This window comes from Streptomyces verrucosisporus (genome assembly GCF_017114865.1).
Lineage (GTDB): Bacteria > Actinomycetota > Actinomycetes > Streptomycetales > Streptomycetaceae > Streptomyces > Streptomyces fenghuangensis.
This window is the reverse complement of sequence record NZ_JADEYH010000006.1, coordinates 167,034-188,424: the sequence shown is the minus strand read 5'-3', so window position 1 is coordinate 188,424 and position 21,391 is coordinate 167,034. Positions and strand designations below refer to the sequence as shown.

22 protein-coding genes and 1 pseudogene are annotated in these 21,391 nt (G+C 74.6%); 11 read left to right on the top strand and 12 right to left on the bottom strand.

Annotated features, from left to right (window positions below):
* Window positions 1-49: 49 nt before the first annotated feature.
* The 5 genes from IQ279_RS10330 to IQ279_RS10310 all read right to left on the bottom strand — a co-directional run bounded on the left by IQ279_RS10330 (window position 50) and on the right by IQ279_RS10310 (window position 3,418).
* Window positions 50-928: a 5-oxoprolinase subunit C family protein gene (locus tag IQ279_RS10330; protein WP_206348073.1), complete on the bottom strand. Its 879-nt coding sequence runs from the start codon at window positions 926-928 to the stop codon at window positions 50-52.
* Entirely contained in the window at window positions 925-1,524 is a 600-nt protein-coding gene (locus IQ279_RS10325) for a 5-oxoprolinase subunit B family protein (RefSeq protein WP_206348072.1), read from the bottom strand. The genes IQ279_RS10330 and IQ279_RS10325 overlap by 4 nt, the downstream gene beginning before the upstream one ends.
* A gap of 20 nt (window positions 1,525-1,544) precedes the next feature.
* The gene (locus IQ279_RS10320) at window positions 1,545-2,378 is read right to left on the bottom strand and encodes a LamB/YcsF family protein (RefSeq protein ID WP_206348071.1); all 834 of its coding nucleotides are present in this window, start codon (window positions 2,376-2,378) and stop codon (window positions 1,545-1,547) included.
* Between the two features lie 53 nt (window positions 2,379-2,431).
* Window positions 2,432-2,767, bottom strand: coding sequence for a YkvA family protein (locus IQ279_RS10315; RefSeq protein ID WP_206348070.1), 336 nt, complete (start codon window positions 2,765-2,767; stop codon window positions 2,432-2,434).
* Between the two features lie 135 nt (window positions 2,768-2,902).
* On the bottom strand, window positions 2,903-3,418 hold the full coding sequence (locus tag IQ279_RS10310; protein ID WP_206348069.1) for a metallophosphoesterase family protein: 516 nt from the start codon (window positions 3,416-3,418) through the stop codon (window positions 2,903-2,905).
* Window positions 3,419-3,568: 150 nt separating this feature from the next.
* On the opposite strand from IQ279_RS10310, the gene IQ279_RS10305 reads away from it, so the two are divergent.
* The 3 genes from IQ279_RS10305 to IQ279_RS10295 all read left to right on the top strand — a co-directional run bounded on the left by IQ279_RS10305 (window position 3,569) and on the right by IQ279_RS10295 (window position 8,904).
* Window positions 3,569-4,570, top strand: a complete 1,002-nt coding sequence (locus IQ279_RS10305) for a Gfo/Idh/MocA family protein (protein WP_206348068.1) — start codon at window positions 3,569-3,571, stop codon at window positions 4,568-4,570.
* Between the two features lie 276 nt (window positions 4,571-4,846).
* Window positions 4,847-8,032: a glycoside hydrolase family 3 N-terminal domain-containing protein gene (locus tag IQ279_RS10300; protein ID WP_206348067.1), complete on the top strand. Its 3,186-nt coding sequence runs from the start codon at window positions 4,847-4,849 to the stop codon at window positions 8,030-8,032.
* A gap of 353 nt (window positions 8,033-8,385) precedes the next feature.
* The gene (locus IQ279_RS10295) at window positions 8,386-8,904 is read left to right on the top strand and encodes an HAD domain-containing protein (protein WP_206348066.1); all 519 of its coding nucleotides are present in this window, start codon (window positions 8,386-8,388) and stop codon (window positions 8,902-8,904) included.
* A 72-nt stretch (window positions 8,905-8,976) separates the two neighbouring features.
* Here the strand turns inward: IQ279_RS10295 and IQ279_RS10290 are convergent, their stop codons facing one another.
* The 3 genes and pseudogenes from IQ279_RS10290 to IQ279_RS10280 all read right to left on the bottom strand — a co-directional run bounded on the left by IQ279_RS10290 (window position 8,977) and on the right by IQ279_RS10280 (window position 11,152).
* Window positions 8,977-9,606, bottom strand: coding sequence for a histidine phosphatase family protein (locus tag IQ279_RS10290; protein WP_206348065.1), 630 nt, complete (start codon window positions 9,604-9,606; stop codon window positions 8,977-8,979).
* Window positions 9,607-9,651: 45 nt separating this feature from the next.
* Window positions 9,652-10,683: a hypothetical protein gene (locus IQ279_RS10285; protein WP_241027885.1), complete on the bottom strand. Its 1,032-nt coding sequence runs from the start codon at window positions 10,681-10,683 to the stop codon at window positions 9,652-9,654.
* Between the two features lie 83 nt (window positions 10,684-10,766).
* Window positions 10,767-11,152 (bottom strand): annotated as a pseudogene (locus IQ279_RS10280) (DUF302 domain-containing protein).
* 184 nt (window positions 11,153-11,336) lie between these two features.
* On the opposite strand from IQ279_RS10280, the gene IQ279_RS10275 reads away from it, so the two are divergent.
* The 3 genes from IQ279_RS10275 (at window position 11,337) to IQ279_RS10265 (ending at window position 13,886) form a co-directional block, all read left to right on the top strand.
* Window positions 11,337-12,701, top strand: coding sequence for an MBL fold metallo-hydrolase (locus tag IQ279_RS10275; protein WP_206348064.1), 1,365 nt, complete (start codon window positions 11,337-11,339; stop codon window positions 12,699-12,701).
* A gap of 64 nt (window positions 12,702-12,765) precedes the next feature.
* Entirely contained in the window at window positions 12,766-13,125 is a 360-nt protein-coding gene (locus IQ279_RS10270) for a rhodanese-like domain-containing protein (RefSeq protein ID WP_206348063.1), read from the top strand.
* A complete protein-coding gene (locus IQ279_RS10265; RefSeq protein ID WP_206348062.1) occupies window positions 13,122-13,886 on the top strand; it encodes a sulfite exporter TauE/SafE family protein in 765 nt (254 codons plus the stop codon). The genes IQ279_RS10270 and IQ279_RS10265 overlap by 4 nt, the downstream gene beginning before the upstream one ends.
* Window positions 13,887-13,926: 40 nt before the next feature.
* Here IQ279_RS10265 and IQ279_RS10260 read toward each other — a convergent pair whose 3' ends face one another.
* A complete protein-coding gene (locus IQ279_RS10260) occupies window positions 13,927-14,217 on the bottom strand; it encodes a metal-sensitive transcriptional regulator (RefSeq protein ID WP_206348061.1) in 291 nt (96 codons plus the stop codon).
* Window positions 14,218-14,298: 81 nt separating this feature from the next.
* Here IQ279_RS10260 and IQ279_RS10255 point away from each other — a divergent pair, with 81 nt between their 5' ends.
* The 4 genes from IQ279_RS10255 (at window position 14,299) to IQ279_RS10240 (ending at window position 17,525) form a co-directional block, all read left to right on the top strand.
* The gene (locus IQ279_RS10255) at window positions 14,299-14,865 is read left to right on the top strand and encodes a rhodanese-like domain-containing protein (RefSeq protein ID WP_206348060.1); all 567 of its coding nucleotides are present in this window, start codon (window positions 14,299-14,301) and stop codon (window positions 14,863-14,865) included.
* A gap of 102 nt (window positions 14,866-14,967) precedes the next feature.
* Window positions 14,968-16,020: an NAD(P)-dependent alcohol dehydrogenase gene (locus IQ279_RS10250; RefSeq protein WP_206348110.1), complete on the top strand. Its 1,053-nt coding sequence runs from the start codon at window positions 14,968-14,970 to the stop codon at window positions 16,018-16,020.
* Between the two features lie 127 nt (window positions 16,021-16,147).
* Entirely contained in the window at window positions 16,148-16,816 is a 669-nt protein-coding gene (locus IQ279_RS10245) for a helix-turn-helix domain-containing protein (protein WP_307792292.1), read from the top strand.
* A gap of 118 nt (window positions 16,817-16,934) precedes the next feature.
* Entirely contained in the window at window positions 16,935-17,525 is a 591-nt protein-coding gene (locus IQ279_RS10240; RefSeq protein ID WP_206348058.1) for a tyrosine-type recombinase/integrase, read from the top strand.
* An 11-nt stretch (window positions 17,526-17,536) separates the two neighbouring features.
* Here IQ279_RS10240 and IQ279_RS10235 read toward each other — a convergent pair whose 3' ends face one another.
* On the bottom strand, window positions 17,537-18,679 hold the full coding sequence (locus IQ279_RS10235) for a cytochrome P450 family protein (RefSeq protein ID WP_206348057.1): 1,143 nt from the start codon (window positions 18,677-18,679) through the stop codon (window positions 17,537-17,539).
* Window positions 18,680-18,868: 189 nt separating this feature from the next.
* Between IQ279_RS10235 and IQ279_RS10230 the strand changes: the two genes are divergently transcribed.
* Entirely contained in the window at window positions 18,869-19,549 is a 681-nt protein-coding gene (locus IQ279_RS10230) for a TetR/AcrR family transcriptional regulator (RefSeq protein WP_206348056.1), read from the top strand.
* Window positions 19,550-19,684: 135 nt separating this feature from the next.
* On the opposite strand, the gene IQ279_RS10225 is transcribed toward IQ279_RS10230, so the two are convergent.
* A complete protein-coding gene (locus tag IQ279_RS10225; protein WP_206348055.1) occupies window positions 19,685-20,581 on the bottom strand; it encodes a cytochrome c biogenesis CcdA family protein in 897 nt (298 codons plus the stop codon).
* Window positions 20,578-21,321, bottom strand: coding sequence for a DsbA family protein (locus tag IQ279_RS10220; protein ID WP_206348054.1), 744 nt, complete (start codon window positions 21,319-21,321; stop codon window positions 20,578-20,580). The genes IQ279_RS10225 and IQ279_RS10220 overlap by 4 nt, the downstream gene beginning before the upstream one ends.
* Window positions 21,322-21,391: the final 70 nt, after the last annotated feature.

Below are 21,391 nucleotides of genomic sequence, written 5' to 3'. Positions count from 1 at the left end.
GGGGCGGGCGGCCCGGGGCGTCGCCGGACGCATCCCGCCGCGCCGGGGCTCAGCGCCGCAGCGGGACGAAGCGCACCCGCAGCCCCGGCACCGCCTGAGCCGCCGCCGCCAGCGCCTCCCGCGGCACCACGCCGACCACCGGATAGCCCCCCGTGGTCGGATGGTCGGCGAGGAAGACCATCGGCTCGCCGCCCGGCGGCACCTGCACCGCGCCCGCCACCATGCCCTCGCTGGGCAGCTCGCCCCGCACCGACCTCTCCAGGGCGGGCCCCCCGGTCCGCAGACCGATGCGGTTGCTCTCGGCGGACACCCGGTAGACCCCCCGGGCCAGCGCGCGCAGCGCGGCCGGGGTGAACCAGTCCTCGCGCGGCCCGGGCACCAGCGGCAGCACCAGCTCGCCCGACGGCGGCCCCGGAGCGGCGGAGGCGACCGCGTCGGCCCAGGGCACCGGCCCCGCCACCGGCCCCACAGGCAGCAGCGCCCCCGCTGACAGCGGCGCCGGGCCGAGCCCGGACAGCAGATCGGTGGAGCGGCTGCCGAGCACCGGCTCGACGCCGACGCCGCCGGCCACGGCCAGATAGCTGCGCACCCCGGCCCGCGCGGCACCGACCTCCAGCACCGCCCCGCCCGGCACCCGTACCGCCGCTCCCCACGGCGCCGGCCGGCCGTCGAGCCGCACCGGGCACGGAGCGCCGGTCACCGCCGCCACCACAGCCCGGTCCGGGCGCACCGCGCATCCGGTGAGGGTGGTCTCCAGCGTCGCGGCACCGGGCTCGTTGCCCACCAGGCGGTTGGCGAGCCGGTGGGCGGGGGAGTCCAGCGCCCCCGAACGCGGCACCCCCAGATGGGCCAGGCCCACCCGGCCCAGATCCTGCACGGTGGTCAGCGCACCCGGCCGCAGGACCTCCAGCACACCCGCGCCCGTCATACCACCGCCTCGAAACGCACCCGGGTGCCCGGGGCCAGCAGCGCGGCCGGCTCCCGGCACACGTCCCACAGCACCGCGTCCGTCCGGCCGATCAGCTGCCAGCCGCCGGGCGAGGTGCGCGGATACACCCCCGTGTACGCCCCGGCCAGCCCCACCGAGCCCGGCGGCACCGAGGTGCGGGGGACGGCACGGCGGGGCACGCCCAGCTCACCGGGCAGCCCGGTGAGATAGCCGAACCCGGGGGCGAACCCGCAGAAGGCCACCCGGAACTCGGTGCGCGTGTGGATCGCGACCGCCTCCTCCTCGTCCACCCCCCACAGCGCCGCCACCCCGGCCAGATCGGGGCCGTCGTAGCACACCGGCAGCACCACCGCGGCGGTGTCCGCCGGGACGGCGCCGGGGAACTCCCTGCCCCGCAGCCACCGCGCCACCGCGCCCGGGTCCTCCAGCCCGTCCAGCAGGACGGTGGCCGCGGCCGGGACGATCTCCTCCACCTCGGGAAGCTCTCCGGTCTCCCGCAGCCGCACCAGCTCGGCGTGGAGGGCCTGGGCCCGCTCGGCGCCGTCCACCTCCAGCAGCAGGGCGCGCCTGCCCATGGGCAGCACCCTCCTCACCCTCACGGCACGAACGCCTCGATCCGCACCCCGGCCTCCGCGAGGGCCTGCCGCACCCGCCGGGCGAGCGCGACGGCGCCCGGGGTGTCGCCGTGCACGCACAGCGACCTGGCGCCGGCGGCGACCTCCCCGCCTTCGCCGGTGGACACACTCCCGCGCAGCGCGATGCCCAGCGCCTGGGAGACCACGGCGTCCGGCTCGTGGATCACCGCCCCCGGTTCCCGCCGGGACACCAGCGTGCCCAGCGCGGTGTAGCCGCGGTCGGCGAACGCCTCGGCGACCGCGGGCAGCCCGGCCTCCTCGGCGGCCCCCAGCAGCAGCGACCCGGGCAGCCCCAGCACCGGCAGCTCCCCGCCCGCCAGCAGCACCCCGGACACCACCGCCCGCGCCTGGCTCTCGTCGTGCACCGCCCGGTTGTAGAGCGCGCCGTGCGGTTTGACGTACGCCACCCGCGCCCCGGCGGACTCGGCGAACACCCGCAGGGCGCCGATCTGGTAGGCGATCTCGTCGGCCAGCTCGTCCTCGGGGACCTCCATCGGCCGCCGCCCGAAACCCGCCAGGTCGCGGTAGGCGACCTGGGCGCCGATCGCCACCCCCCGCTCGGCCGCCTGCGCGCACACCCGGCGCATGGTGGAGGGGTCCCCGGCGTGGAAACCGCAGGCGATGTTGGCGCTGCTGACGACCGAGAGCAGCGCCTCGTCGTGGGTGAGCTCCCACCGTCCGAAGCCCTCGCCCAGGTCGGCGTTGAGATCGATCACCGGGGCCGCGCCCTCCACCGGATCCACCGGGCCCACCGAATCCACCGGACTCACCGCCCCCTCGTCCCGCTGTGTCATGCCACGAGAGTAGTTCCGCGACGGGGACGAACGCGTACGCTTCCGCGGCTCCGTCAGCGCCGGCGGTGAACCTCCGGGGTCTCCGGGGGAGCCGCCTTTGCCTCCCCGGGAGCCCGCCCGTACCTCCGCGCCACCGCGCCCAGGTGGTGGAGGACGAGGAGCAGCAGCCCGACATCGTCCAGGTACACCGGATCCGGAAGCAGGTCGACGGGAAAGACCGTGTAGACCAGCGCCACCCAGAACGCGGCCCTGGCGCTCACGGGGATGTCCGCGCCGCGCAGGAGCAGATAGGTGCGCACCAGCCTGACCAGCAGGACGGCGGCGACGGCCAGTGTCGCGGCGGCGAGCACCGCGCCGACGGCGATCAGTACGACCTGCCAGGTCTCCAACGGACCTCCTCGCTCGCCGCCCGGCGGGCGGCCCGGGGCCGGGACGGACGCCCTCCCCCTCTTCTGCTCGCCGTCCCCGGGCGGAAACGCGCGGGGCTCCCGTCCGGCGGCGGGGGCGCGGGGGTACGGGGGTGCTCAGCCGCGCGGCGGCAGCCGGTGCAGCTCGACCGCTTCCAGCCGCCCCGCCCCCACCACCGCCGTCATGTAGGTGCGGTACGGCTGGGAGCGCCGGTCGGTGGGGGAGCCGGGGTTGAGCAGCCGCAGCGGCCTGCCGCCGGCCGTGGCGGCGGTGGTGTCCCAGGGGATGTGGCTGTGGCCGAAGACCAGGACGTCCAGATCGCCGAAGCGCTCGGCGCACCGCTTCTCCCGTCCCTGCTTCGGGCCCGTCTCGTGGATGGCCCCCAGGCGCAGCCCGTCCAGCTCGGCGCGGGCCACCTCCGGCAGCCGGGCGCGCAGTTCGGGCCCGTCGTTGTTGCCGTACACACCGATCAGGCGCCGGGAGCGCTCCTGGAGGAGGTCGAGGGTGGCGGCGTCCACCCAGTCGCCGGCGTGGACCACCACGTCCGCCTCCGCCACGCGCTCCAGCAGCTCGCCGGGCAACCGCTTGGCGCGCCTGGGCAGGTGGGTGTCGGACATGATCAGCACAAGCACGATTCCCACCGTAACCCGCGCGTCCCCGCCGTCCCGCTCCCCGCCGGGCCGGCGTACACCATGCGGACAGCCCGCCCGTACTCTGCGCGCCCGCCGTAGTGTGATCGCCGACACGCCCACGCCGGATCCGGCCCGCACCCGGGGGAGCACATGACGCGCACCGACGACACGATCAGATGGGGCATCCTCGCCACCGGCGGCATAGCCGGAGCCTTCGCCCGCGACCTCGCGGCCCTGCCCGGCGGTGAACTCCTCGCGGTGGGCTCGCGCTCGCCCGAGTCCGCCCGCCGCTTCGCCGACGAGCACGGCGCCCCGCGCGCCTACGGAAGCTGGGCCGAACTGGCCGCCGACCCGGACGTGGACGTGGTCTACGTCGCCACGCCCCATTCGGCGCACCTGGAGGCCGCCACCGTCTGCCTGGAGGCGGGCAAGGCGGTGCTGTGCGAGAAGCCCCTCACCCTCAACCTCGCCCAGGCGCGGGAGATGGTCGCGCTGGCGCGCCACAGGGGCGTCTTCCTGATGGAGGCCATGTGGACCTACTGCAACCCGGTGGTCCGCCGCATGCTCGACCTCGTCGCCGACGGCGCGATCGGCGAGGTGCGCTCGGTCCACGCCGACTTCGGCATCGTCGCCCCTTCGGACGCCTCGCACCGCCTGCGCGACCCCCGGCTGGGGGGCGGCGCCCTGCTGGACCTGGGCGTCTACCCGGTCTCCTTCGCCCACCTCGTCCTGGGCGAGCCCTCCTCCGTCGCCGCCTGGGCCCATCTGACGCCCGAGGGCGTGGACGAGACCACCGGAGTCCTGCTGGGTTACGACAGCGGAGCCGTCGCGACCCTCTCCTGCTCCATCGCCTCCGCCAGTCCCACCGTGGCGGCCGTCAGCGGCACCCGGGGGCGCATCGAGCTGCCGCACGGCTTCTTCGCCCCGGAGTCCTTCGTACTGCATCGCGAGGGGCGAGAGGCCGAGGAGGTCCGGGTGCCGCGGGCCGAGGGCGGCACCGGCTACGGGCCCGAGGCGGCCGAGGTGATGCGCTGCCTGCGGGAGAAGGAGACGGAGTCCCCGCTGGTGCCGCTGGACGGGACGCTGGCGGTGATGACGACGCTGGACGCCGTCCGCGAGCGCGTCGGGGTCCGCTATCCGGGGGACGGCTGACCGTTCGCCGGGCACCCGGTGAGCGATGGCGCGGCCGGGGTCCGCGGGGCGGTTGCGATCGCCCTGCGGGCCCCTCATCTGCCACGATGCCGAGAGCGCTCTCATTCCTCGGTCGACAGGAGCGCCGGGAGGGTTCCCGCCTCCAAGAGGTTTACAGATCAAGGGTATTGACGGCCCATCCGGTCGCATACAGGATCAGCGCCGTGCGCATGACAGTGCGCCTGTGTCTCCGTGTGTCCAAGTGTTGAAAACTTCGACCACCCCGAGGGAGCCGCCATGGAACAGCCGCTGCACGCACGAACGGGGCCCGGGGAAGGAGGCCGGCGAAGGCGGCGCGGACGAACGGCCGCAGCGACCCTCGGCGCCCTCCTCGCCCTGCTCGCCTCCGGCCTGACCCCCGCCGCGTCGGCCGCCGCGCAGGACCGCGTCCTGGACGACTTCGACAGCGCCGTGCCCGGCCCCATCGGCACCTACGGCAGCACCCCCGAGGACACCCCCCGGCTCAGCCAGGTCGCCGCCGAGGCCCGCCCGGGCGCCAACGCCTTCAACCGCGCCATGCGCGTGGAGTACGACATCGCCGCCTGGGGCGGTTTCGACCACTCCCTGACCGGCGCCGAGGACTGGAGCGGCCACGAGGGCTTCTCCTTCTGGGTCAAGGGCACCGGCAGCGGGGAGCGCGTCCAGTTCGAGGTCAAGGACGGCGGCCCGAACGCCGGTCAGGCCGAGCTGTGGGCCGGCTACTTCACCGACGACACCGACGGCTGGAAGCAGGTGCGCACCCCCTTCGAGGACTTCGTCCGGCGCCCCGACTACCAGCCCGCCGGCGCCCCGGACGACGGCGTGCTGGACCTGACCCGGATGTGGGGCTACGCCGTCAACCTGCCCACCGCCTCCGGCGCCCTGGAGTTCGACCAGGTCGAGCTGTACGGCGTGGGCGGGGTGCGGGCCCGCGTCACCACCGACCGGCCCGTCTACACCGTCGAGCACGGAGGCACCGCCACCGTTGAGGTGTCGGTGGGCACCACCGGCGGCGTACCGCTGGCCGAGCCCGTCACCGTCACCTACGCCACCGGCGAGGGCACCGCGGAGCCCGGCGAGGACTACACCCCGGTCGAGGGCACCCTCACCTTCCCCGCCGGCACCCCCTCCGGCACGGTGAGGACCTTCACCGTCGACACCGAGCGCGACGACGAACCGGCCACCGCCAGGACCATCCCCGTCACCCTCTCCGCCGACGGCGCACGCGCCCCCGACGACCCGCCCACCGTCGTCATCGACGCGCACGGCCTGCCGTACCAGGACCCCCGGCTCCCGGTGGACAAGCGCGTGAAGGACCTGCTGTCCCGGATGACGGTGGACGAGAAGATCGGCCAGATGACCCAGGCCGAGCGCGGGGCCCTGGAGGCCCAGGACCACATCGCCTCCTACGAACTGGGCTCGCTGCTGTCCGGCGGCGGCTCCAACCCCGCCCCCAACACCCCCGAGGCCTGGGCCGACATGATCGACGGCTTCCAGCTGCGCGCCCAGCAGACCCGGCTGCAGATCCCGCTGATCTACGGAGTCGACGCCGTCCACGGCCACAACAACGTCGTCGGCGCCACCGTCTTCCCGCACAACACCGGCCTCGGCGCCGCCCGCGACCCGGAACTGGTCGAGGACACCGCCCACGCCACCGCCAGGGAGGTCCGCGCCACCGGCGTCCCCTGGAACTTCAGCCCCTGCCTGTGCGTCAGCCGCGACGAGCGCTGGGGACGGGCGTACGAGGCCTTCTCCGAGGACCCGGCGCTGGTCACGCGGCTGGCCACGGCCGTCCAGGGCTACCAGGGCCGCGCCGACGGCCGGGACCTGAAGGACGCCGACCGGGTGCTGGCCACCGCCAAGCACTACGTCGGCGACGGCGGCACCGAGTTCGGCTCCTCCACCACGGGCACGTACACCATCGACCAGGGCGTCACCAGGACGACGCGCGAGGAGCTGGAGACCGTCCACCTCGCCCCCTTCGTGGAAGCCGTCGACGAGGGGGTCGGCACCGTCATGCCGTCCTTCTCCAGCGTCGACTTCCCCGGTGACGGCCAGGGGCCGGTCAAGATGCACGCCCACGCCGACCTGATCACGGACGTCCTCAAGGGCGACCTCGGCTTCGACGGATTCGTGATCAGCGACTGGGAGGCCATCGACCAGATCCCCGGCGACTACGCCTCCGACGTGCGGACCTCGATCAACGCCGGACTCGACATGATCATGGTGCCGTACGACTACAAGGGCTTCACCTCCACCCTGCGCGAGCAGGTCGGCTCCGGCGCCGTGCCCATGGCGCGGATCGACGACGCGGTGACCCGCATCCTCACCAAGAAGTTCCAGCTCGGCCTGTTCGAGAAGCCCTACGCCGACCGCACCCACCTGGACTCCGTCGGCTCCGCACCCCACCGCGAGCTGGCCCGCCGGGCCGCCGCCGACTCCCAGGTGCTGCTGAAGAACGAGGGGAACCTGCTGCCGCTGAGCGGCGACGGGAAGCTCTACGTCGCCGGATCCAACGCCGACGACATCGGCAACCAGGCCGGCGGCTGGACCATCTCCTGGCAGGGCTCCTCCGGCGACATCACCGAGGGCACCACCGTCGTCGAGGGCATCCGCCAGGCGGCCCCGGACGCCTCCGTCACCTTCAGCGAGGACGCCTCCGCGCCCACCGACGGGCACCGGACGGGCATCGTGGTGGTCGGCGAGACTCCTTACGCCGAGGGCGTCGGCGACGTCGGCAACGGGCACGACCTCCAGCTGTCCGAGGCGGACAGGAAGGCGATCGACACCGTCTGCGGCGCCATGGACTGCGCGGTGCTGGTCGTCTCCGGACGCCCGCAGATCATCACCGACCAACTCGGCGACATCGACGCCCTGGTGGCCTCCTGGCTGCCGGGCACCGAGGGCACGGGCGTGGCCGACACCCTCTTCGGCGAGCGGCCCTTCACCGGCCGCCTGCCGGTGAGCTGGCCGCGCTCGGACGCGCAGGTCCCGGTCAACGTCGGCGACGCCTCCTATGACCCCCTCTACCCGTACGGCTGGGGTCTGCGCACCGACAGCGCCCGTGACCGGCTGGAGGACGTCCAAGACGAGCTGCGGGAGCGCCGCGACATCGCCTCCCGCGTCGCGGCCGTCCACGTCCGCCTCGCCCTGAAGCGCTCCAACTTCCGGGACGACGGCACGGTGCGGAACGCGGACGCGGTCCTGAAGCGCCTTTCCAGGGCCGCCGCCCTGCTGGAGAAGTCGAAGGCCGACTCCTACCTCCAGGCGGACCAACTCGCCTCGGTGGCCCGGGACATCGCCCAGGCCACCCTGCTGAAGGCCGGTGACGGCGCCCCGGAGCGCGCGGTGTCCCGCACCGCGGACGCCGACCACGCCCTGGCTTCCGGCGACTACGCCAAGGCCGTCCGTCACCTGGCCGAGGCCCACCGCCTGGCCCGCTGACCGTCAGCCCCACCTGCCCGAACCGGCCCGCCGGGCGCCCCGTCTCCAACGGGGCGCCCGGCGGACCGCCGCTTTCCGGAGGACGGGCGACCGTCGGCGAAGCCGGCGGTTCCCGCCCGTGACCGGTGACTTCGCGGCGACGCGCACCACCCGACCACGATTCACCGCCCGGCGGAGGCTGAAGGCGGCTCCTGGTGGTGGATCCGCCGCCGGGTGACCTGACGGACGCCGGTCCCGCCACGGGGGTGGTGAGGGGCGGCCGGGCCCCGGCCGCTCCTCACCACCCCTCACGGTTGCCCCACCGCGCCGACAAGCCGGGCCGACTGCCCGCGGCGAGGGACTATCGTGCTGCCGTGACCGGACCGGCGCAGCGCCCCATCCTCTTCCTCGACGTCGACGGACCGCTCATCCCGTTCGGTGCGCCGTCCCACCGGTCCCGGCGGACGCCCGTGCCCGCCCCCGCGGCGCCCGGCGGGCCGGGAAACCCGCTGCTGGAGCGGCTCGACCCCGCCGCCGGGCCGCGTCTGGCGGCGCTGGGCTGCGACCTGGTGTGGGCTACGACCTGGATGGACGAGGCCAACGAGGCCGTCGCCCCGCGCATCGGGCTGCCGAGGCTGCCCGTGGTGAGGTGGCCGGACACCTTCGCCGGCCATGGGCCGCAGGGCCTGCACTGGAAGACCCCTCATCTCGTCGAGTGGGCCGGCCGCCGCCCGTTCGTCTGGATCGACGACGAGATCGGCGCCTTGGACCGCCTCTGGGTCGACGCACAGCACCGGGCGCCGGCGCTGCTCCACCGTGTCGACCCGGCCAGGGGGCTCACCGACGAGGACTTCACCGCACTCGCCGCCTGGCTCGGCGCCGGCGCGCTCTGATGCGCGGCGGTCGCCGCGCCGCGCCGGGGCAACCGGGCCGGCCCGTCCACCCGCCAGGGGGCGGCGTCCCGTTCACCGTCCGAGGTGGCCGGTGTCGCCGAGGACGGCGACCTGGCGGTTGTGGAAGAAGTCGTCCTCACGGAGGACGGTGATGCTGCCGGACGGAGCCCGGAAGCTGACGGAGCCCAGCGACCCGAACGGCATCCCGATCCAGAACGCCACGACGAAGGTCAGGGCGAAACCGTGCGTCACGACGATCTGGTGCCCGCACGGGCGCCGCAGGATCTCGTCCATGGCCGCGTAGACGCGCCGCGCGCACTCCGCCCTGGTCTCGGCTCCCCGTACGCCCTCGTGGTGGCCCATCCGGTCCCCGGCGGCCGGTGGCGGGACGAACCGCCGGTCCAGCCACTCCTGCGGCCTCCCCTCGGCCTCCCCGTAGGGCTTCTCCCGCAGCCTGCGGTCCAGCAGTGCTTCCACGCCCAGCAGTCCGGCCACGCGGTCGGCCGTCTGCCGGGCGCGCAGCAGATCCGAGGAGACCACCTCCACCTCGGTCCCTTCGGGGATCCGGGCCCGTAACGCCTGGGCGATGGAGGCCGCCGCGCGCCTGCCCGCGGGCGTGAGAGACGAGTCGTGCCATCCGCCGACGACTTTTTCCACGTGGTGCGTCGCCTCCGGGTGGACGATGACGTGGACGCTGCGCATCGAGTGGGCTCCTGCCGGGAGTGGCCGCTGCGGGAGGACGGACCGTCAGCGACGGCAGCCCACACGCTCGGTGGACAGGGCCAGGTCGTCCAGGAGCAGGTCGTAGGGGCCGGGGGCGGGGTCGCCCTGGTAGAGCTGCCAGCCGATGCGGACGGTGTCGACGTCGGGGAGGACGAAGTCGACCGGATTGCCGCCGTGGCGGGTGGTGGTGACGGTCAGATCCGGCTTGGGCTCGCCGTCGATCCAGACCGAGACGCGGTTGTCGTCCGCGTCCGTCTCCCACTCCAGGCACGTCCACTTCCCGGCCTCGGCCGGGGCGGACTCGCGCCAGTCGGTCCAGTCGCCCGTCGGCCCGCCGTCGGAGCCCACGCCCCACAGCTGCGTCCCGCCGCCGACGGTCGGCACGTACTGGCCGCCGATGGGTCGCACCACGCTGCCGTCACCACGGCCGGTGGCCTCGACCAGGGTGAAGTGGGCCCAGTCCGGGGCGGTGGGGAAGGCGTCCACACGGACCTGTATCCGGCCGAAGAAGCTGTTGCCCGGGGCGTCGAAGTCGTCGACCTCCAGGAAGGCGTGGCCGTTGCCCTCGGTGCGCAGGTGCAGCACCCGCCCCGGCCGGTGCCCTCCTGTGTGGCGGCGGTGGCGTCCGGCGGACCGCTCCACGGTCAGCGTGCCGTGCCGGGTGTCCACGCCCCAGTCCGTGCTGGTGCCCGCGCCGCGCGGCAGGTCCTCGAAGTCCTCGCAGAACAGCAGGGCGGGGGAGGGGGCGCAGCCGCGGTGCGGCGGGCGTTCGCCTGGCCGGTCGTGGGTGGGAGAGGGGCCGCGCCGCCGGTGGCGGCGAGGGCGGTGACGACGGCCAGGGCGAGGGCGCCGAGCAGGCCGGACAGCCGCCGGGAGGGTGGTGGCCATCGTCGAGGTGCTGGTGGCGTCGGGGACGAGGTCGTCGCCGGGGTAGGTACTGGCGGCCTCCTCCTCGGTCGCGCCCCAGGTCAGCAGCCGGGGGCGGAGCCGGAGCGCGTAGAGCGCGGAGGCCGCGGTGAGGGGGAGCAGGCGGGCTCCCCGCCGGTGTCCGCTCATGTCTCCAGCATCGCGCCGCCGCCCGCGCCCCGCCACTCGTCCGGCGGGTGCTCGGAGGGGGTTCCCTCGCGGAGCGGGCCGGGTCAGCCCAGGGCGGCCAGGGCCGCGTCCAGGCGCCGGGTGGCCTCGGAGGCGACGGGCTCCATGGCGGCAGCCCGGTGAGGGTCACCATGGTGTTGGGATCGAGGACCTGGACGACCGTCTGGTCGCCGTCTCGGCGCACGACCACGTTGCACGGGAGCAGCAGGCCGATGTCGCGGTCGTTCTCCAGTGCCCGGTGGGCCAGTTGCGGGTCGCAGGCGCCCAGGATCAGGTAGTCCTCGATGTCCTGGTCGAGCTTCTTCTTCAGGATGGCGGTGACGTCGATCTCGGTGAGGACGCCGAAGCCCTGTTCGGCCAGTGCGTCGCGCACGGCGGTCACGGTGGTGTCGAAGTCGGTGCTCACCCGGACGGTGCGGTCGTAGCTCACGTCGTAACTCTCCTGTGCTCGGTGGTGTCACGGGCCGGTGCGCGGCGCCCGTTTCCGCTCGCCCCGGCGGGTACCCGCCGGAGTAGGGGCTACGCGGCACCCGACTCCCAAAATACCCCCCTGGGTATGTGTTACGGTGGTGATCACATCCCCCGGGGCAGAGCGATCCGGAAGGAGCGGCACCGTGTTCTTCGTCGACACCGTGGAGATCCAGGGACTGGGCAATCGCGGCTATCTCGCCGGGGGCCGGTCGGCGGCCGTCGTGGTGGACCCGCCGCGGGACATCGACCGGATGCTCGCACTGGCGGCCCGGCGGGAGGTGCGGATCGCCCTCGTCGTCGAGACCCATGTGCACAACGACTACGTCACCGGCGGGCTGGAGCTGGCCCGTGTGACGGGCGCGGAGTACCTGGTGCCCGCCGGCGCCCGTGTGTCGTACCCCCGGACGCCGGTGGCCGACGGCGACACCGCCGGAATCGAGGAAGGGCTGGCGCTGCGCGCGCTGGCCACCCCCGGCCACACCCCGCACCACACCTCCTACGTCCTGGAGGAGGACGGACGCGCGGTCGCCGTCTTCACCGGCGGCTCGCTGCTGATCGGCGCCGTCGGACGGCCGGATCTGGTCGAGCCCCGTATGACGCGCGAACTGGCCCGCGCCCAGCACGCCTCCGCCCACCGGCTGGCCGACGAGCTGGACGACGACGTGCCCGTGATGCCGACCCACGGCTTCGGCAGCTTCTGCTCCTCCACCCAGGCCGAGGGCGACTCCACCACCGTCGGCAAGGAACGCGAGACCAATGACGCGCTGGTCAAGGATGTCGACGAGTTCGTCGCCGACCTGCTCGCCGGCCTGGACGACATCCCCGCGTACTACGCCCACATGGGGCCGGTGAACTCCACCGGACCGGAGCCGATCGACCTCACCCCGCCCCGGCGCGCGGACGCGGGGGAGATCGCCGCCCGGCTGGCCGCGGGGGAGTGGGTGGTGGACCTGCGCAGCCGTGTGGCGTTCGCCGAGGGCCATGTGGCGGGCGCGTACAACTTCGAGGCCGACGGCAAGCTCGCCACCTACCTGGCCTGGCTGATCCCCTGGGGCAAGCCGGTCACACTGCTGGCCGAGAGCTCCGAACAGCTCGCCGACGCCCAGCGGGAGCTGGCCAGGGTCGGCATCGACCGGCCCGCCGCGGCCGCCACCGGCGGCCTTGCCGACTGGCTCGGCGACGGCGAGCAGCCGCGCTCCTTCCCCCGGGCGGCCTTCGCCGAGCTGGCCGGCGTCCGCGAGCGCGGCGAGGAGGTGGTGGTGCTCGACGTGCGCCGCGACTCCGAGCGCGCGAACGGCTATGTCGAGGACTCGGCCCACATCCCGATCCACCAGCTCCACGAGCGCGTCGCGGAGGTGCCCGACGGGACCGTCTGGGTCCACTGCGCCAGCGGGATGCGCGCGACGATCGCCGCCTCGATGCTGGACGCGGCCGGCCGTGAGGTGGTCGCCGTGGACGACCCCTTCGACGCGGCCGAGCAGGCCGGGCTGACCGTCGTACGGCCCTGAGGGTCCCTTCCGCCTCGCCGGCCCGCACCCCCGCCACCCGCACCACCCACCGGAGGAGAGCACCATGTCCCTGTTCCGCCGCGGCCCCGGCCGCGTCGACCCGGCCGAGGCCGACCGGCGTACCGCCGAGGGCGACGCCGTCCTGCTGGACGTGCGCGAGGACGCCGAGTGGAAGGCCGGCCACGCTCCGTACGCCGTCCATCTGCCGCTGTCCCGTCTGGTCGAGGGCGCGCAGCTGCCCGGTCATCTGGAGGGCAAGCCCGTGGTGGCCGTCTGCCGTTCCGGCAACCGCTCGCAGAAGGCCGCCAGGCTGCTGGCCGAGCGGGGTGTGGAGGCGGTGGACGTCACCGGGGGCATGGCCGCGTGGGAGAGGCAGGGCCTGCCCGTGCGCGACGGGCGCGGACGCCCCGGCACCGTCGCGTGACCGTCCCGGCCCTGGTCCTGGCCCTGGCGGCCGGGGCCGTGGTCGGCTGGTCGCTGGGCGCGCTGGGGGCCGGAGGCAGCATCCTGACCGTGCCCGCCCTGATCTACCTGCTCGGCTTCACCCCGGCCGAGGCCACCACGGCCTCCCTGCTGATCGTCACCGCGATGTCGCTGACGGCCCTGGCCGCATACGCCCGGGCCCGCCAGGTGCGCTGGAAGGCCGGATCCGTCTTCGCCGCCGCCGGGCTGCTGCCGGCGGCCGCCGCCGGCGCCCTGGCCACCGAGGTGCCCCCCGCCGTGCTGACCGGAGCCTTCGCGACCGTGGCCGCGGCTGCCGCGGCCGTGATGTTCCGCGGCGCGTCGGCGGCCGGAGCGGACGGCGCGGGGAAAGGCGGCGCACGGCCGCTGCGGACCGCCGGAGCGGGGGCCGGGCTGGGCGCGCTGACCGGACTGCTGGGCGTCGGAGGGGGCTTCCTGGCCGTGCCCGCCCTGCGCACCGTCCTGGCGCTGCCGATACGGGCCGCGGTGGGCACCAGCCTGCTGGTGATCGTGGTGAACGCCCTGGCGGCCCTGGCCGCCCGCGGTGATACGGCCGACGGCATCCACTGGGCGGCGCTGCTGCCCTTCGCCGGTACGGCCGTCCTGGGCGCGTGGGACGGCAGGCGGCTGGCGGCCAGGGTCCCCGCCGGCGTCCTGCAGCGGGTCTTCGCGGCCGTGCTGCTGGCGGTGGCCGCCGTGATGCTCGCCGACGCCCTGCCGTGACCCCTCGCAGGTCCCGCGGCCGGGACCTGCGAGGCCGGGGTCAGGCCAGGGAGAGGAAGAGCTTCTCCAGCCGGGCCCGCATCTGCTCGCGGTCCAGGGCGGCCGCGGGATCACCGTCGGGGCTGTCGGTCAGACAGCGCTGCAGACCGGTGGCGATGACCGCGAAACCGGCCTTGTCCAGTGCCCGGGAGGCCGCTGCCAGCTGTGTGACGACCTCCTCGCAGTCCCGCCCCTCCTCGATCATCTTGATCACTCCGGCGATCTGGCCCTGCGCCCGGCGCAGCCGGTTGACCACCGTCTTCAGTTCCTCGGCCGCCATCGCCAGTTCCACGGAACCTCCCCTTTCATACCCCGCCGGGTACCCTACCTGCCGGGTCGTCCTGCCCCGCGTTCGGAAGGAAACATCTCACACGTGTCCACCACCCCCGCACTCACCGTCGAACAGAGCAGCTCCCGCATACACGAGCTGACCGTGGTCGACGTGCGCACCCCCGGCGAGTACGCCTCCGGCCACCTGCCCGGCGCCCACAACATCCCCCTGGACCGCCTCCAGCAGGCACTGCCCGCCCTGCGGACCGCCTCCGCCCGCGGGGACCTGCTGGTGGTGTGCGCCTCCGGAGCCCGCTCGGCGACCGCCTGCGCCGTCCTGGCCGAGCACGGCATCACCGCCGCCACCCTCGAGGGCGGCACCGCCGCCTGGACCGAGCGCGGCCACGACCTGCACCGGCCCGTCGGCGCCCGTACCGCCTGGGCCATGGAGCGGCAGGTCCGGCTCACCGCCGGCTCCCTGGTCCTGCTGGGCCTGATCGCCGGCCGCCGCAAACCGGCCGCCCGCCTGATCTCCGCGGGCATCGCAGGCGGCCTGGTCTTCTCCGCCCTCACCGACACCTGCGGCATGGCCCGCGTACTGGCCAAACTGCCCCACAACCGCCCACGGCCCGCCGACCTGGACGCCACCCTGGCCGCCCTGGCCGACTGACCCGCGCCCCCGCGCCCTTGGTGTCGCACCGGTACTCCAGGGGTACCGCGGGGCGGGACGGCTTAGAGGCCGTGTACGGATGGGAGGAAGCGGATGTCCGAGATGACCGCGGTGCGGCTCACCGGCTGGCAGAAGCCCCCGGAGGTGACCCGGGTCCCGGTACCCGAACCCGGCCCGGAAGAAGTCCTGCTGAAGGTGGCGGGCGCCGGGGTGTGCCACTCCGACCTGCACGTCATGGACTGGCCCGCCGGCGCGCTGCCCTACGACCTGCCCTTCACCCTGGGCCACGAGACCTCCGGCTGGGTGCACGCCCTGGGGCCGGGTACGCAGAACACCGGGCTGCGCGAGGGCGACGCGGTGCTGGTCTACGGCCCCTGGGGCTGCGGGGTGTGCCCCGCCTGCGCCCGGGGGGCGGAGAACTACTGCCACCGGGCCGCCGAGCTGCGGGCCGCCGGCGGAGGGCTGGGCCTGGACGGCGGCATGGCCGAGTACATGCTCGTCCCCTCCACCCGGCTGCTCGTACCGCTGGGTGACCTGGACCCGCGCACCGCCGCGCCGCTGACCGACGCCGCGCTGACGCCCTACCACGCGATCAAGCGCTCCCTGCACAAGCTGGTGCCGGGAACTGCGGCGGTGGTGATCGGTGTGGGCGGGCTGGGACACATGGCCGTCCAGCTGCTCAAGGCGCTGAGCCCGGTCGACGTCATCGCCGTCGACCTCGCCCCGGACAAGCTCGACCTGGCCGCCGGGGCGGGCGCCGACCACTGCGTGCCCGCCGGAGAGGGGGACGCGGACCGGATCCGCACGCTGACCGGAGGCCTCGGCGCCACCCTGGTGCTGGACTGCGTCGGCGCCGACGCCACGATGGCCACCGCCGCCGCGTGCGCCGCCGTGGAGGCCGACATCACCGTCGTCGGACTGGCCGGCGGCACGCTGCCCGTCGCCTTCGGCGCCGTGCCCTTCGAGGCCGCGGTGTCGATCCCGTACTGGGGCACCCGGCCGGAACTGGCCGAGGTCGTCGCCCTCGCCCGCGCCGGGCGGATCCGCCCGCATGTGGAGGTGCACCCGCTCGGCGAGGCGGGCGAGGTCTACCAGCGGCTGCGTGACGGCCGGGTCGACGGCCGGGCGGTACTGGTGCCCACCGCCGAGGTCTGACCCGCCCCGCCGTCCGCCGTCCGCGAGTGTGCCCCTTCGGCCCCCATGGAGCGGGGCGCGATCGGGTACCCGATCGCCATGGCGGAGCCCGCACCAGGTGGAGGGCTCGAGGAAGGAGGCGGTGGCCGTGCCCGACAAGGAGCACCACGAGCTGCCGGACACCGGGGACATCGGCCGGCGGGTGGCCCTCCAGCGCGAGCGGCTGGGCCTCACCCGCGAGGAGGCCGCCGTACGGGCCGGCATGGCGCCGGGGTATCTGCAGTACCTGGAGGAGCACCCCTCCGCCCCGAGCGGGCCGGGGCTGCTCAGGCTGGCCGCCGCACTGGAGACCTCCGTGGAGTGGCTGCGAGGCGGCGGCACCGGCGCCCCGCCCGGACGGGGACGGGCCCCGGGCCGCCCCCGGTACCTCGAGCTCGACGAGGAGGAGTGCTGGGCCAGGCTCTCCACGCACGGTGTGGGGCGCGTCGCGGTCACCACAGCCGAGGGGCCCGCCATCATCCCGGTGAACTACCAGGTCGCGGACGGCGTGATCGCCTTCCGCACCAGGCCCGGCTCCGCGCCCTCGGCGGCTGTGGGGCACGAGGTGGCGTTCGAGGTCGACTACGTGGACGACGCCTTCCGGCGCGGCTGGAGCGTCCTGGTCGTGGGCAGGGCCCGGGCCGCGGACGAGGAGGAGACCCGCCACCTGGCCGACCGGGAGCCCAGCGGGCCCTGGGCCGGGGGAGAGGAACGAGACCTGTGGGTGGTCGTCCGCGCCGAACGCGTCACCGGGCGCCGTATCCACACGGACGGCTGACCACCCGGGCATGACCGCCCCGTCGGGTGTGACGTCATCATCGAAGAGAAATAATGTGCCAAGCGTACGATAATCCTGAATCTGAGGGACCCGAGCGGGCGCGGACGGAACGGAGACCATGACGACCGGGCAGGCGGAAGAGGCGGAACAGGCGGAGAAGCCTGGCGGGGCGGCACAGGACCGCTACCCCAGACCTCCGGTGTCACTGGAGGAGGCCGAGTGGGTGTGGCGGACCCTGGCCTCCCAGGCCATGGAGGAGGGCGCGAAGCCGGAGACGGTGCGGCTGGCCGTGGTGACCGGCCTGGCCCGGGCCTCCGGCGCACGCTACGGCGACCTGCTGCGGTGCACGGTGCGGTCGCTGGACCTGGGGGCGGGCCGGGTGGACGTCGAACACGGCAAGCACCGCGTCCCGCGGCGGCACGGCCTGGACGCGGGCACGGTGCTGGTGCTGCGCCGCTGGATGGACGTCCGCGCCGACCTGTGCGCCGAGCTGGAGGGCTCGGTTCCCGAGGCGCTGCTGCTGACGGTCCACCACACACACGACAACGGGGTGACGGTCGCGGCCGGGCTGCCCATCACCCGGCAGGGCCTGGTGCTCTCCTGGCGCCGCTTCGTCCACCGCACCAACGCGGCCCACGCCGGCCGGCGCCCCCCGCTGCCCACCCGCTTCGAGCAGCTCCGTCGCGCCTGGACCACCGCCGGGGCGTGACGCGCGGGCCCTCAGCGCTCCCCGGGGCGCCGAGGGGTGTAGCGCACGGGCAGGTGGCGCAGGCCCCGCAGCATTCCGGATCTCCAGGCGAGGTCGGCGGGATCGGCGTCGAGCGCGAGATCGGGAAGGCGTTCCAGAAGGCACTCCAGCGGGACGGCGGCTTCCAGGCGGGCGAGCGGTGCGCCCAGGCAGTGGTGGATGCCGTGGCCGAAGGCCGAGTGGCCCCGGGTGTCGCGGCGGATGTCGAAGCGATCGGGGTCGGGAAAGCGCGACGGGTCGCGGGACGCCGAGGCCGGCACGGCGAGCACGGACTCCCCGGCGGGGACGACGGTGCCGCCGATCTCCACGGGCTCGGCGGTGAAACGGTAGGCCGAGGTGAGCACCGGGCCGTCGTGGCGCAGGGTCTCCTCGACGGCGCCGGAGAGCAGCGAGGGGTCGCAGCGGAGGGCGTCGAGCTGATCCGGGTTGGTGAGCAGGGCGTGGACGGCGCCCGAAATGAGGTTGACGGTGGTCTCGTGTCCGGCCACGAGCAGGAGGAACGCCATGCCGAGCGGTTCCTCCGGGGAGAGCTCGTCCTCCCCGTGGGCGGCTGTGGAGGCCAGGGCGCTCAGGAGGTCGTCGCCCGGTCTCCTCAGCTTCTGTTCGACGAGGGCGGTGAGGTAGTCCGTCATGGCCTGTGCGGCGGCGTTCGCGGAGGCCGGGTCGGCGGGGTGGACCATCCCGGTCGACCAGTCCCGGAAAGCGGCCCGGTCGGAGGCGGGGACGCCGAGGAGTTCGCAGATCACGGCCACCGGCAGCGGCATGGCGAAGGCGGCGACCAGATCGGTGCGGCCCCGAGCGGACACGGCGTCCACGAGGTCGTCCGCGATCCGCCTGATGCGCGGGCGCAGCGACTCGACGCGGCGGCCGGTGAACTCCCGGGCCACCAGTCGCCGCAGGCGGGTGTGGTGGGGCGGGTCGGTCTGGAGCATGTTCCGGCCGATCGAGTGGCCGCCGTCGTCCTCCCGGTCGGCCGAGTGGCGTATGTCGTTGCGCAGCCGTGGATCGGTGAGCGCGGCCCGCACCGCGTCGTGGCCGAGGACCAGCCAGACGCCTCCGGTCCGGTCGGTGGGGAAGCGGTGGACCGGGCCGCGCTCGCGCAGCAGGGCGTACACGGGATGGGGGTCGGCGGTGAAGTCCGTGCCGCGGGGGGGGGGCCAGGTGGCCGAGGTCGGGCACGATCATGGGCTGCCTCCAGAAGTGGGTGGGAGCGCGTCGGCGAGTCATCCGGGGAGTGATCCCCGTTTTGCGACGGTAGCAGTGAAACGGGGAGCGGTCCACGCTTTACTGTTAGGGTGCCGTCCATGTGCACGGTCGGGAGAGGCGGGACGAGCGGATCCGCGCCACTGCGGCGGGACGCGCGGCGCAACAGGGAACTGCTGATCGCCGCCGCCCGCGAGGTCTACGCCGAGCAGGGCGTCGAGGCGCCGCTGGACGACATCGCCCGGCGGGCCGGGGTCGGCAACGCCACCCTCTACCGGCACTTCCCCACGCGCGGCGCGCTCATCGAGGCGGTCTTCCGCGACTCGCTCACCGAGACCCTGCGCATGGGGGAGGAGGCGCGGCTCGCCGAGGACCCCTGGGAAGGGCTGACCGCCTACCTGGAGAGGATCTTCGAGGGCCTGGCCGCCGACCGGGGGGCCAACGACCTGATGACCACCGGAGCCGAGGAGTCCCCCTCTCTGGAGGAGTTGCGGGCCCACAACCGCGAGACGGTGGACGCCCTGCTCCGCCGCGCCCGGCAGCAGGGCGCGGTGCGGCCGGACGTCACCGCCGAGGACCTGCTGTTCGCCCTGGCGGCGCTGGGACGGGCGGTACCGGCCTCCGAGGCGGTCGAGCCCGCCGCGTGGCGCCGCTGTCTGGCCCTGCTGCTGGACGGCCTGCGCGCCGAGCCCGTCCGCCCCCTGCCCGCGCCGCCGGTCGGCTTCGGCACCCTGGAGCAGGTGCTGCGCGAACTGGGCCCTTCCGGACCCGGCCGCCGGTAGGAGCACTCCGTCCGGGACCGCCGGGCCGGACGGCGCACGGGCGGTGTCCCACCCCGGCGGCCGACCGTAAGCGGCCGGGGTCCCTCGCCGGAGGCCGGGGCCGGCCGGCCACCCGCACCCGGCCAGGGGGCCACGTCAGTCGGTCCGGCCGGCGGCTCCCTGTCTCCGCTCCGAGCCGTCCGCCCCGCCGGCACCCTCGCCGCTGCCGCCGCCCCGCCGGGGGGAGCGCCATGCCCGGAGCAGCAGAACGGCGGCCGCCAGGGCGGCGATCCCGGCCGGCACGACCGTGTCGGGAACGCCGCCGCCCCAGTCCGCCACCCACCGCTGCAGGGCGAACTCCTGGTCGACGTCGAGCAGCGCGGGCAGTGCCGAGGAGCCGTCGAAGACCAGGAAGACGGCGCCCAGCAGGATGAAGAACAGTCCGGACAGCAGCGAGACGCTGTGCGTCTCCAGCCGTCCGACGCGCAGGGGGCGGCCGCGCAGCCACTTCCTGCGCCCCAGCTCGAAGCGCTCCCAGAACAGGGCCAGGACGAACAGGGGCACGGCCATGCCCAGCGCGTAGACGGCCAGCAGGGCGCCGCCGTACCAGGGGCTGCCGCTGACGGCGGCGACGGTCAGGACGCCGCCCAGGATGGGCCCGGCGCAGAAGCCCGCCAGCCCGTACACCGCGCCCAGGGCCAGGACCGACAGGGGAGAGGAGGGCCGGATGCCGGCCGCGGCCGTCTGCATCCGGCGCGAAGCGAACCCCAGGCCCAGGATCTGGGCGACGCCGAGCGCGATGACCGTCCAGCCCGCGACGGTGACCAGCAGGTCGCGGTTGCCGTAGAACAGCCGGCTGGCGAAGGAGCCGGCGGCGCCCAGCGGGACGAGCGTCAGGCACAGGCCGCCGTAGAAGACCGCGGTCCGGCCCAGCAGCCGGGCCGGGCTGTTGAAGGAGTAGGCGAAGAAGGCGGGCAGGAGCAGGGCGCTGCAGGGGCTGAGCAGGGCGAGCAGCCCGCCGGCGAACGCGGCGAGATATCCGATGTCGCTCACTCGGCGTGCGCCTCCGCGGCCTTCTTCGCGTCCTCGATCGCGTCGGTGAAGACCTCGGTCGGCTGGGCGCCCAGGATGGGCCGGTCGTTGACCAGGAAGGCCGGGGTGCTGGTGACGCCCAGCTCGTAGCCCTCCCGGGAGTCGCGCTCGATCGCCTTGCCGGCGGCGTCACTGTCCATGTCGGAGCGGAACTTCTCCAGGTCCTTCACCCCGGCCTCGCGGGCCATCTCCACGAGCTTGTCCCCGGCGAAGTGGCCGCTGTTCATCTTGCGCTCCTCGCCGAAGGCGAGCTCGTGGAACTCCCGGAACCTGCCCTGCCGCCCGGCGGCGTACCCGGCCCGCGCGGCGGCCTCGGACTCCTCGCCGAAGATCGGGAAGTCGCGCCACTCGATGCGCAGCACACCGGAGTCGACGTACTTCTCGATCAGCTCCGGCTCGGTGTCCCGGGCGAACTTCCCGCAGAACGGGCACTGGAAGTCGGCGTACTCGATCAGCACCACGGGGGCGTCGGTGCTGCCGATGGCGTTCGGGTCGTCGTCGTCGCGGCGGGCGAGGGCGAGGAGGTCCTCGTTGGGGGGTGCGGTGTTCCGCGGGGTCTCCACCCGGGCCGCGGGCTCGTCGCCGGAACCCGAACCGGAGCCCGCGCCCAGGGCCGAGACCAGACCCAGGACGAGTGCGAGGACGAGGACGGCGACGGCGGCCAGGGTGCCGCGCTTGCGGCGTGTGGACGTGCTGGACATGGCGGGCATGGCAAAGCTCCAGGGAAGAACGGAGAGGAACGGGAGGGACGGGAGGAAGCGGTGGACAGCG